This window comes from Rhizobium sp. CRRU65, from assembly GCF_048551595.1.
In the GTDB taxonomy this organism is placed as follows: Bacteria; Pseudomonadota; Alphaproteobacteria; order Rhizobiales; family Rhizobiaceae; genus Rhizobium; species Rhizobium leguminosarum_J.
In genome coordinates this window covers 231678-243580 of record NZ_JBLYZH010000009.1, presented here as the reverse complement: position 1 = coordinate 243580, position 11903 = coordinate 231678, and the positions used below count along the sequence as shown (strand labels likewise).

The 11903-nt window shown below is 54.0% G+C and carries 7 protein-coding genes; all 7 read right to left on the bottom strand.

Annotated elements, in window-relative coordinates:
• Window position 1: 1 nt before the first annotated feature.
• On the bottom strand, window positions 2–685 hold the full coding sequence (locus tag ACM5SV_RS20160; protein ID WP_419425382.1) for a hypothetical protein: 684 nt from the start codon (window positions 683–685) through the stop codon (window positions 2–4).
• Window positions 682–3786, bottom strand: coding sequence for a hypothetical protein (locus ACM5SV_RS20155; RefSeq protein ID WP_419425381.1), 3105 nt, complete (start codon window positions 3784–3786; stop codon window positions 682–684). Before ACM5SV_RS20155 ends, ACM5SV_RS20160 begins: the two co-directional genes overlap by 4 nt.
• Window positions 3779–4654, bottom strand: a complete 876-nt coding sequence (locus ACM5SV_RS20150; protein ID WP_419425380.1) for a hypothetical protein — start codon at window positions 4652–4654, stop codon at window positions 3779–3781. The genes ACM5SV_RS20155 and ACM5SV_RS20150 overlap by 8 nt, the downstream gene beginning before the upstream one ends.
• A complete protein-coding gene (locus ACM5SV_RS20145) occupies window positions 4654–7101 on the bottom strand; it encodes a DEAD/DEAH box helicase (protein WP_419425379.1) in 2448 nt (815 codons plus the stop codon). Before ACM5SV_RS20145 ends, ACM5SV_RS20150 begins: the two co-directional genes overlap by 1 nt.
• Window positions 7102–10362 carry an SNF2-related protein gene (locus tag ACM5SV_RS20140; protein WP_419425378.1) on the bottom strand — a complete coding sequence of 1087 codons (3261 nt, stop codon included), beginning with the start codon at window positions 10360–10362 and terminating at the stop codon, window positions 7102–7104.
• A 261-nt stretch (window positions 10363–10623) separates the two neighbouring features.
• Window positions 10624–11190 carry a VUT family protein gene (locus ACM5SV_RS20135; RefSeq protein ID WP_419425377.1) on the bottom strand — a complete coding sequence of 189 codons (567 nt, stop codon included), beginning with the start codon at window positions 11188–11190 and terminating at the stop codon, window positions 10624–10626.
• Window positions 11187–11897, bottom strand: coding sequence for a 7-cyano-7-deazaguanine synthase QueC (gene queC / locus ACM5SV_RS20130; RefSeq protein WP_221945256.1), 711 nt, complete (start codon window positions 11895–11897; stop codon window positions 11187–11189). The genes ACM5SV_RS20135 and queC overlap by 4 nt, the downstream gene beginning before the upstream one ends.
• Window positions 11898–11903: the final 6 nt, after the last annotated feature.

The window sequence follows — 11903 nt, the reverse complement described above, 5'->3', positions numbered from 1 at the left end:
TTTACATTCCAACTTTCAGGATTGTCCAAACGGCAGGGTAATTATCGAGGAAAGCAACGACTTCGGGATCGTGTAGATCACGCGCCTTGGCGCGGCCGTTTGAAGCGTCGATCATGAATTTTCCTGCCTTGCCTTCGAGGCCGAGGTTTGCGACAGCCGCAGGTATGCCTGCTGTGTCGGCAAGATAGTCAGCGGTTTGCTGGATGGTCCCAGGCGGCAGATCACGCCAACTCTCCAGCCGCACCAGCGATGCTTTCAGTGAGTCAGCGCCTGGCAATGACGCCCGCTCTGCAGCATCTGCGAGCGGTTTGAAGCGCCGCTGCTGCTCGTCGATCAGGGCTTTCCAGCCTTTAGCGACCGCCGATGAAGCTATTTCGAGGCGCTCATTGATAGTCGTAAGTGCTTCGTCAACGCGCTTACGTTCAAAGCCCGCACCGCCGTCCATTCTAATTTTGAGGCGGTTAGCAGCGCTGGAGGCAACAGTAAGTCCCTGCTTCGCCTTTTCTACGAAATCTAGGCCCTCGATTGCGCCGAGTGCTGTGCTTAGTCCACGAAGTCCCTCGGCGACATCGGCTGAAATCGCCAGCTTTCCTCGGACAGCAATCATCTCGCTTATTTGGGTGGCCCGTTTCTCTTTGTCTGGGATCGTTGACAGCCGGGCGATCAGTTCAGAAAGTATGCTCAAATGACTTCCTTCTCGGATTTTCCACCGATTCTTGCCAACTCGTGTTTGATGTCCTGCTCGAGCAAATCTGGATCGTCATCGGGTGTCAGATGGACAAGTTTCGCATCTGCGTATTGCGTAGCACTCTCAATCAAGCCGACAATCCGTTCGAGCACGGATTGCACACCAAGTAATTCCTTAGGATCGAACAACAAAATCTCGATATCGGTGCTCGCGTCTGCAGCCAACGAGGCGGCGGTCAATATCCTCGCCAGAGCGGAACCGCGATCCACTATTTTTTCTCGTTTGAAGAATTCAATATCGCCGCTCGGCCACTGGAGGCTCGACTTAAGAACGCCAATAAGTTTCTCAGAGTCTCGAATAAAATCTACGAAGCCGGCATAATCATTGCCTGGCACAAATCCATAGCGCGCCAACGTGCGATTAATCCCGCTTACGACGAGGCCAATAGCCTCGCGTTCAGCTTCGATCGCTGCGGATACACCAACCCAGTCCTTCAATCCCTCGAATGCTAAATATCGCGATTTCCAATAGCTGGACGCATATTCAGGCCGCAGTGGTTCGATCGTTACGCTAGCGCGGGTTTCGCTAATTGCTTCCAAAATTAACTGTGGGTCGATCACTACGATCCCGCCGGTTCCTTGCGGGATACTCGTCTCTTCGACCAAGAACTTCTGCAGCATTCGCTTGCGCTCAGGTAAATCCGCATATAATTTCCGCAGGGTTTCAGTAAGCACGGTTGGAGTTTTGAACTCTGCTGTCGAAGTAATATGCGCCAGCGCCAGTGACGTATCTGATGGCAACGCGGCGCGGCGTTCGACAATGGCCGCTAGGCAAAGGAACTTCGTCGCGTCTTTGATGGGCAGACTTGTCGGCAAATCCTCGGGGTCTAAGGATGCGAGCATCGAAGCTTGATAGCTCCGAAGCCAACGCGCGGTCAGTCTTTTGTAACGTTCTCCCTCACGAAAGTCCCAGGTGCCATCGCCAGCGATTGCGTGATAAGTCAGAGCAACAATAAGATCATATGTGTCGCGCGTCCGCGGGAAAACAAAAGTCACCATATTTTGCTGTGCCGGTTGAGTGGCGGAACCTTCGATGCGTACAGAGCCACGATTTGCGTCTCGCAACTTGCGTTGAGCTGGGACTGCCGGTGAGCGAATGTCGTCTAAGGGAAGTGAACCTTTCAGAAATCGAAGAATTAAGTCCTGATAATTTCCCGGATTTTCGAGCTTCTCGCCATTCGACCAGCGATCCAATCGGTTGAGAAAGTCGTTGAGCCGCTTTTGCGTTGCATCTGCAACAGGTGTGACAGCTCTCGGCGTCTCAACAGCTTTGATTGAAACCGCAGTTAAGTTGACTTCATCCTTCGATTTGTTACCCGACGCGGCCAGGTTTGTAACCTTGGAGCTAAAATCGGGCAGACTTAGTGGCTTAAGGATGCTTTGAAGATCCGATGCGATCTCTGCTGCCTTGGTCTTACGCGTCCAAGCCTCCACGAGAAGGCGGAACCGTGTTTGATCGCCGGAAGCCCAGCCGCCCAGATATGTTTCAACAAGACTTTGCCAGTCTGTTGGCGGTTGCCGGAGAATTGGTAGCGTCAGCGAATTTCGATTGCCTTCCTCCAACAAGTCAACGTGACGCATCAAAGGTTTTGTAATGTGGTCGAGCAAGCCTCGCTGCGTGGACCTTACCCCGGTTTGCGTCTCGTCGAGATGAGCCAGAAGATACGAAGCGGTGCCCGGCCGGAACGGGAATAATCCAACCTGTGTTTCCCCAAAAGCGATGGTGCCGAATGCCAGATGACAAGCGCCTCGAACGGAGCAATCATCGCACGCGCTCACGCTTACATCGCCTCCGCGCCGACGACGCTCTGCGACTAAAGCCACCTGTGGCTCAGGTAGCCGGGCGGCGTTCAAATAACGGCCGACGAAGCCGTCGATTTCGGTGCTATCCGTCGCCCAAGTATTGACGGCAGTCTCCTTGGGAAATGACAGAATCATGCCGTTGCCAGTGATGCGCTGATATTGATTGTCGCGCAGCCTCTTGAACGCCTGTTCTGTCATGCCCAGCACGGACGTGAGATCGCAAAGACTAGCGTCATTTTGCGGCTCAACAGCGTTGACGACTTCGTCGTCAAGAACGGACAGCGTGGAGACATCCTCAATTAAGAGAACGAGCCGCTGATTTTCCAGTCGCAAATCTTGCCGGATGGAGCGGAGAATCGTTGACAGCGCAGCGTTGCCCAGTCCCGTCAACTCGCGGAGAGCGTGTCGGAGACATTCGTTGCATACCTTTGCTGCGTCCTCAGCCGACTCCGGTTCGTCTGCGAATTCGTCGATCAGCCGTCTAACGCTCGACGTATTTAAGCCGGCGCTGCGCTGTTGCTGGTTCTCCACTCGAAACTCGTCGGCGGTAAATTGCGGAAACCCATCCCGATCAGCGACTTCGCTAGGACTAATCAGCTGTTGGATGTTTCGATCAATTACGCCGCCCTCCCGGCAGAGCCAAGCCCCAAAACCCTCTGCGTGAAAAGCTTCCGCTAGCTGCCGGATGGTGCGGGGAAGGGGTTTTTTTCCGGCATCTTGCCAGCGAATACCCAGTTCAAGGTGAAGTTCGGTCGCGAGTTTCTTACGGGCCTCTTTCTCTGATATTCGATCTATAGCGGTTTGCACCGGTTCAAGATAACGGTGGAACCGGCTTGGCAATTGCTCAACCAACTGCTCAAGCGCGTCCTTCAAACTCCCGTTTCGGCGTTGGACAAGTACCGGGAGGACATCAACTATCTCACCAGAATTGATCGCTTCATCATAACGAAGCTTGATCCAGTTGATTAGGTGGGACTTTCCTGTACCGGGTGCACCCTGCACCAACACAACATTCTCGCGCCCGCTTAGTCGTGCGATCCGATCCCACACTTCGGTATCGGTTAGGGCCGTGTCGGTTTCGCCAATTCTGATATGAGATATCGGCGCATGAGTTGCGAGAAATCGGGATGAGTTGACGTCGCCCATCGCTGCGACTGTCCGGATGGTGGCCTCGAGGCTGGCGTCCGTCCAACATGGTTGACCAAGTTTTTTTGGTATCACAATCGGCTCAGCCATTGCGGACCTCATGACTGTTCACGATGCGAACACTAGACACAAGGTCGGACTTGAGATGGGTTCCATCCCGTGGCGGGGCTGCCGCTGCTATAGTCCAGCCATCACTGTCAATCGGACAATGCAAAACCAACCGATTGTCTAGATGGAGATCAACAAGTGCGTGCGACAACCCAAGCGTGATCGACCGATGAGACCTTATCCAATCGGGATTTGCCGTTAGAAACAGATGCCCACCGTCGAGTTCGGGGCATCTTTCAGAAAGTCGCTCCATAAAAAGATCGATGGAAAGTTCGACATCTGTTTTGAAAATATTTGGGATCTGTCTCAACACTCTCTCGTAGGGGCTGGGATGAAATCGGTCATCCCCGTCATGCCAGCCGAGCCCGCTGTATCGAAACCATCTTCTCAAACCCCGATACTTGGTATCGTTGAATCGGTTCTTTTGGGTAACGCCACCGAAGAGTTCGCGCTCGAATCGAGCTTCCCACATTTTACCTGCTTCGGGGCCGCCCGCCGCTGACTCGTTTCTTCCAAGCAGGAACGCGTAAAAAAGCGCGAACCATGGCTCGACTTTCGTGTCGCTTAGGATGTTTTCGTCGATTGCGGCAATCAACGCAGACCGGGCTGTTATAGGACCGCGCGGGCCGGATGCACGCACCATCCCCTCAACGTCCTCTATTAGGTTGAGTTCTCTCGCGGCTGCGACGATGCTTCGTGCTTGATCGCTTTTTGCGGTGAGCCCAGGAAGCCCGTCAGGCTGGAGTAGTTGACGGATCGTCGGCATGTCGAGTTTACGTCCGCTCATCTTGCGTACGAGTTCGACCAACATTTCGACACGGGCGGGCGTAGCTTCAGAATCTGTGAACATTAAATTTGTGTCACCCACTCGTTAAAGGATGGGAAGAAGACGGAACCGTCGTGAGTAAGCAGGACTCGGTCGTTTGCGTCAGTTATTCGAGCGTCTTTCGGAAAAAGATGCGAGATGCGGGTGCCAGCGCGTAAGCGCAGCAAGGCGCGATCCGGAAAACGACCGTGCAGTGCTACAACGTGACTGGAAGGATCGATGCTTACCCTATTGATCTCGCTAGACAAATCGAGTCGGTAATAGTGTTGGCTGCTCGGAGGAAGACGTTCCGCCAAGGCGGATGCGACGCTGCCTAGGATGTCTGGGGCAAAGATGAAATGTCGGAGCTTCTGATCAGTGACTAAATCCGCTACTCTGTCTGCAAGCGACTCTGCTATCGAAACGCTGCCGGACACCTTCTCTAAAGAGACGATGTCGATCCGTGGATTAGTCGGGCCCTGGATGTCGAAATCCAGAAGTGGCACGGAGTGACGATCTAACGGTTCGTTACGGCATGCAATACACCCGCTGCAAACAACGATCGTCTCGGAGCCATATTCGCGACGCAAAAGGCGACAGATTTTGGCGGTACCGGCGAGAAGTTGATCAAGGGCAGCGATGCCCTGCCTCGCTTCCTTGAGATCGCGCTCCCGGGGGATCCTGAGGAACTCAGCAATTTCGGGATCGTGTGGTACGAAATTGCATTTCAAACGAACCCGCTCTACCCGTTCGCCGGGTTCGCTGTGGTCATCTGTAAATTGCATATCCAGTAGGTCGATGAGGTTGGCCCGCGCCATCATCAACAACAGGCGCTTGTTCCAACGAATATTCTCATTGTAACTGCGTCCGCCCATGAGACGGTGGTGCTTGGCATTGGTCGGGATATTTAGAATCCCGTCCTCATCAAGTTGTGCGGCATCAAGCATAGTTTTCCAACGCAGCGCGATGAGATCAGGCCCAAGAAACCGAGGCAGAAGGCTCGCTGCCACTTTTTGATCTTTTGGCACTAGAGGCATCCAAAGAGCGATCGACTTGGCGCCGTCTCTGCCTCCTCGGCCCACTTCTTGATAGTAACGGTTAACATTCTCCGGGTAACAAGCATGCAACACAGCACGGACATCGGCTTTATCGACTCCCATGCCAAAGGCAGAAGTGGCTACCATAATTTCCAGGTCGTTATTTCTCCACGCGAGGAGCAGTTTCCTACGATCCTGTCCTGTCGTATCGCCGTGAAAACATCCCGTCGAGAGGAAGCCAGAGGCCACCAGTCGTTGGCTAAGGCCGATCGCCTCCTCGACTTCAGTGACGTACAGGATCAAAGGACGCGGAAGATGTCGAAGAGCATCTAAAAGCGCGGAGTTGCGATCCTCGGATGTTTCAAAGCGACTGGAGAAATACGAAATTTCCGGCCGAAGTCTTTGACAGGAGAACTGCCGCCACTGGTCCTCGCCGAACATCGTTCGCAACAATTCCAGACAACGCGGCGTGAAAGTCGCGGAAAGGAGAAGCGTCCGCAGTGCTCCTCCACTCATTGCTAGCCATTGTTTCTGGCGAAGGGCGAGCAGTTGAAACTCGACGCGGAAGTGTCCGCCCCAGGAATCAATGATATGCGCCTCATCGATCACAAGGGTCGCCAAACGTCCAGAACGAGCAAGCTCATCAATTACGCTGCGTAGATTGCCAGAAACGCATGCTTCCGGCGATGCAAACAGCAGGCGGCAACTTCCGTTTTGCAAGGCGGAGCGAACCGCCGCAGGATCACTATTCGGGTCATTTGAAGAATAATATCGCGGACCCAAGTGCGGGAAGTCGGAAAGAATTTCCTTAGCCGAAATCCATTGATCGATTGCGAGAGCAGTCGTTGGTACGACGACAATTGTAACGCCGGCGGTAAATCTCGCGGCGACCTGGAAACTTAGGCTTTTGCCGGCCCCTGTCGGAAGTGCCAACAATGTAGTCGATCCGGGAGACGCGGTCAGTGCTTGCCAGCAAGCCTCCTTCTGCGCCGCGGAATGCCAGCTTCTTAATCTTCCTTCTGCAAGAGACCACAACCACGGTTCCGCAGGAAGGCCCTCGTCTGGTACGGCGAGTATTGGTGGCTCATCAAGGCCCTGACTCTCTGTCCAAAGATCCTCGGATAGCCACCGAGGTCGATAAGGTGACGCAACCAAATCACCGCCAGGTGAGAGGATCACGCCGCACTGGTTAGCGACAGAAGCAATCTCGGGCGTCCAATTGCCGACAAAGATTTTGCCGTGCGACCAACGGACCGCCTGACGTATAAGCACGCCATGCTCAACGCTCAGTGCACTATTGCGCTGGAGCAAGGACAAAAAACGCCACTTTGGATAATCGGCGTGCCAAGTAGAGGTTGGCGATGCGATCGCCAATGATGCTTTTCCGGTTTGAAGAGCGATCCGGAATTGCTGGTCTAGATTTAGCGGGGTGGCCATAGATGCTGTCGACACCATTCAGGTCACCGCGTTCAAGGCAAGGAAGCCTAGTCCATCGACTACGACTTCCCAGTTGGATATAAACTGTGAATAGCGGTCAAGCATAGCTTCTTCGCTCGCGGCCGCTGATTCAGGAAGTCTTTTTAGATGGCTTCGCTGTACATCGATCCGCTCGTATTCGGCGGCAAGCGGCTCAGCCAGTGCTTTCGCGAAATTCTGCTTAGCCGCCGGGATCAGATTTACTGTTGCTCGTTTTATGCATGCTTCCAGATCTCCGTCAAAACACTGGACTAGCTTCTGCACTTCGTCGGCTTTTATATCCTGCCAGCGTGCGTTTATACTTTTTGTCGTTAGTTTAAGAAGTAGGTCGGCAAGTTGCGGCGCGTTGACGGGCTGGCCTTGCAGAAGCGGAATAAACAACTGTCGCCGTTGAGTGGCAAAAATCGAATCGGCGAGATTGAGCAAACTGGGTGAAATTTCACCTGTTTCCACGCTCGGCCGCGCCGCTAGAACGAGTTCGAGCCCGATGAAACTCGGAGCAGCCGGCGCTTTACAGGCAATTGCGTATGTTCGTCCTGTCAAACGATGTTCCAGCGATTCAACGACGGCATCAAACAGGGGATTGCCGTAGCTAAAAAATTCAGCGTTTCTTTGCCGACGCGCGGTCTCGCGTCGAAATGTGCCAATTCGTTTGCCACTTTCTCCTGCTGCGTCCTTGTCGGCTATGACAATCTCTCCATGTGGCACGTTTTCTGGCTTGAAGCACCAAATCCCATCACTTTCATCGCTGTTATGATGCTTCGAAACGCCTTTTCCAATCGAGATGCCACGGAAGTAATCAAGAAAAGCCAATTCCAGGGCCATTTCATTTGAGGCCGATGGCGTGCGAACAAAGCGGTCCGCCCTCGCTGCATGATAAGAGCCTTCATCAAGCAATGCATCGCTGTCGTCGCGAATGCGCTCATCTGATGCCATCACCGTGAGACGCGGCGCAAGTTCGTACATCGCGGCTTCACCATCCCGAAGTGCCGCATCAATAATCTCATCTTGAAGGTGCCGGAGAGCAAACTCCAGGCCGCTTACCGAGCTGCTAAAAAGGTTCAGTCCCTCATGATAGCAGCCGTACAAACCCGCTTCCCAAGAGCCCGTCCTCACGCAAACGTTGGACGTAACCTCGAGCGAGACGGTCTCACGGCCAAGTCGATCGAGCCGACCAATGCGTTGTTCAATGACCGAGGGCTGCCACGGTAGGTCTGCATGAACAAGGCTGTGTGCGAATTGGAAATTACGGCCTTCTCCGCCGCTCTCATCACTGACCATAACCATCACGCCCATGTCGGTGCGGAAGCGGAGGACGCTTTCTTCTTTGCTGATGTCATCTTGATTGCTACGAAACTCTGTAACCGAGTTGTCGTGAAATTTTTCCTTAAGAAAGATAGCCAACCGCTGCGCGACGCCGGGAAACCCAGCAAAAACCAGGGTTTTGCGGCCGGCTTCAATTTCGCCACCTAAAAAAGATGCGATAGCCTCCCACCGTGTCGACGAGGACTGCGATAAGCGCCAGGATAACGCCAACTCGATCGCATTTTCCAAAAGCCTGGGATCGACGCGGCGCTTCACTCCCGCAGCAGAGGTTTCAAGTTGCATGCGCCATCGTTCGCCACCCAACCCTGTAACCGCGTTCAGCATTTCGACCCCGTAGGAGTTCACGGTGGCCGCCGTCACGTTTTTGAGTGCGGTTAGTACATCGAGTGTGGCATGCGGATCCACCAGTGCCTGCAATAGGATCCTGGCAAAAGGACGCAGGATATCGGCCTCTAATTCGAGGTTGGATGCAAGAGCATCCAACAGCGCTTCAACGCTCGTCACAGCCTCGGCTTCAATCTGATCTGGGTCGTATCGAAGGAGCGCAGGACGTCGTGCAATGGCTGTCAGACGCTCTTGGCTGATCAAGCGCACCTTTCGATTACGAAGGATTCGGCGATTGACGCGGTAACGATCGGTGACCAAAGAATGGACTTCGCCGCCGATGGCAGCCACCTGCGTCGGGTCATCTCGTGCCTTTTCTAGCAACTTACCGAGTTCTTGATCCGTCGCTAGAATCGGTAAGGAGCAAAGCCTTTCTAGGCGTGAGATGACATCGTTGTCGCTTGCCTCTCCGAGTTTCAGGTCGCTTAAGTCGTGAGAAAGCAGATTAAGCCGGCGTCCAAGCGCTTCTTGCGCATTGTAAATTTCTAGGAATGCTGGCTCGCTTGTGCCGCCCGCCCTGTAGGTCTGGGGATCTAGGAGCGCGAGCAGACGATAAAGTTCCTCCTCGCGGCGACGTACTGGAACAGCACTAAGAAGAAGCAAATCCGGGGTCTGGCGGGAAAGCTCCATTACCAAATCATAAAGATGCGAAGCGCCCAACAGGTGGTGCACTTCGTCAACAACGACCATATCCCATGTTACTGCGAGCAGGTCTTCGTCCAGGCCATCGAGAGCGTAGTTCGTTGAACAAATAACCTTCGTCCAATTTTTTAGATCGACCGATTCAATCGGGTGAAGGTCGGCGAGTTTAAAGCCCTGTCCTCCGAACCCCCCATGCATTTCGGACAGCCATTGGCGGGTGAGGGGCCCCGGGGTTAGAACGAGGATGCGGGCGTCTGGTCGCCTCGACAAAAGATCGTGAATAACAATCCCAGCTTCGATCGTTTTTCCAAGGCCGACCTCGTCAGCCAGAATGTAACGGCGAACGGGATCAAGGATCACGGTTCCGGCTACAAACGCCTGGTGGGGATGTAAATCTATCCGGCTCGCAAGAAGGGCGCGTAGACCTCCCACCTGTCGGTTGAAGCGCGCCAGGGCAAGGAGTAGTCGATGTCGCGCAGCGAACAACGAATAAGGCGCCGTTCGTCCCTGGAGAAGACGCTCCGGCAGGCCGTCGATCGCAGATGCGGAAAGCGGCACAAGCTCGACTTCGCTCGCTGTCGCGTTAAGGCCACCCTGGTAAACGATCTTGTAAATACGCGTCGGGCTGCCATTGCCTGCGAGCAAGCCTTTGACAATACATCTACCATCGGGGCCTGTGGCCAAAGCGCCCGTGTGCAGTGTAGCGCGCTTAAAGTCAGGACCTTCGAGGGCGCTTAGAGAGTATAGTTGGCGATTTCCCAGGTCACAAAACTGAACTTCGATTGCTCGTCCATGTAGTTTGACCACTTTACAGAAGCCGAACAGACGGTGCTCAAATATATGACCTAGAGTTATTGCTGCCGGGCGCGCTGCAAGCTGTGTTTTCATGTGAGTCAGAACCGGATGCTATCCGGATTCCGCACACGCTCCGCGCAGCGATTTCCCATAGAAAATACCGGCACTACCGGCAGCGAATCATTTGACAACTGCATCCCACCCTCACACGCGATGATGATGCCGATTTACTTAGGCTTAAGCAATCTCAGATTGAAGGGGTCTCGTTGCAGACGCTATCAACCGCGGAACGTAACCACCAAAAAAATCGTCACAATGCGGCCAATGGCGCGAATATGATGAGGATAAAGAATTTTAGGCCGGTACAAGGCCTAACTTGCGATCACGATTCCGAATCCAAATTAAGATCGGGATTGCTGCCGCAACCATTATGGCCTTGCCGAGGATCTGACCCGCGATGAACTCCAAGGAACCAAAGGCCAGGTATAGGAAAACCATGCTGTCGATTACCAATCCCGCGGCACTGCTTATGAGGGCAGCTTTTACGAGCCCACGTTTTTGAAGGGGCGTGAACACCAGAAGATCGGCCAATTCCGATAGCAGAAAAGCGATCGCTGAGGCTACGGCCAGGCTGGGCGCTGTAAACGTGGTCGAAAGCAAGGCGCCAACAATGATAGCCCCAATCGCCCATGATAACCCTAACCGCCTTTGAACTAGATCACGTAGAACCAACGCAAGTCCTATCAGAAGCACACCACTCGGCGCTGTCAGGCCAGGAGCCACTGGAATAACGCAAGGGCCGTTCGGTACGCAGAAAGTGCCAACGTTTCCGATCATGAAGTTGGCAAGAGGTATACAGGCCGCGAACGCGGACAAGAACAGGATGCCCTCAATCCGTCTCATTTTATCGATTTTGGTCATTGTGTAACCGCCTCTTCAGCAACGAACCGTCGATAGCCTTTTTCCCGCAGATCGCAGGCAGGGCAGGTGCCGCAGCCGTAGCCCCAATCATGACGCTCGCCACGCTCGCCGAGATAGCAGGTGTGACTATCTTCGACGATCAACTGGACGAGGCCTTCACCACCCGATGCTTTCGCGAGCCTCCACGTCTCAGCCTTGTCGATCCACATCAGCGGCGTTTCCAAAACGAAGCGACGCTCCATCCCAAGATTCAACGCAACTTGGAGCGCTTTGACGGTGTCATCCCGGCAGTCCGGGTAGCCGGAAAAGTCGGTTTCGCACATCCCACCGACGATGTGTTTCAAACCACGCCGGTAGGCGAGGGCTGCAGCAAATGTCAGGAAGATTAAATTGCGGCCGGGAACGAAGGTATTTGGCAGACTGCCTTCCTCCATCTCTATCTTGATGTCGCTGGTTAAAGCCGTGTTCGAGATCTCGCCGAGGGCCGCAAGCGAGATTGTGTGATCGTCACCTAGCCGGTCGTCCCATTCCGGCTTCAAAGCCTTCAAGCCATCCCGCAACGTGGCGCGGCAATCAAGCTCTATCCGGTGACGTTGACCATAGTCGAACCCGACCGTCTCCACCTTTTCGTACCGGTCGAGAGCCCAGGCGAGGCAGGTGGTGGAGTCCTGCCCACCAGAGAATAATACGAGAGCGCCCTGTGTCATATTCCT

Bases quoted from the DNA above. Each gene is read 5' to 3' on its own strand.
- ACM5SV_RS20150 (WP_419425380.1), bottom strand. From the start codon at position 4,654: ATGTTCACAGATTCTGAAGCTACGCCCGCCCGTGTCGAAATGTTGGTC.
- queC (WP_221945256.1), bottom strand. From the start codon at position 11,897: ATGACACAGGGCGCTCTCGTATTATTCTCTGGTGGGCAGGACTCCACC.
- ACM5SV_RS20140 (WP_419425378.1), bottom strand. From the start codon at position 10,362: ATGAAAACACAGCTTGCAGCGCGCCCGGCAGCAATAACTCTAGGTCAT.
- ACM5SV_RS20145 (WP_419425379.1), bottom strand. From the start codon at position 7,101: ATGGTGTCGACAGCATCTATGGCCACCCCGCTAAATCTAGACCAGCAA.
- ACM5SV_RS20155 (WP_419425381.1), bottom strand. From the start codon at position 3,786: ATGGCTGAGCCGATTGTGATACCAAAAAAACTTGGTCAACCATGTTGG.
- ACM5SV_RS20135 (WP_419425377.1), bottom strand. From the start codon at position 11,190: ATGACCAAAATCGATAAAATGAGACGGATTGAGGGCATCCTGTTCTTG.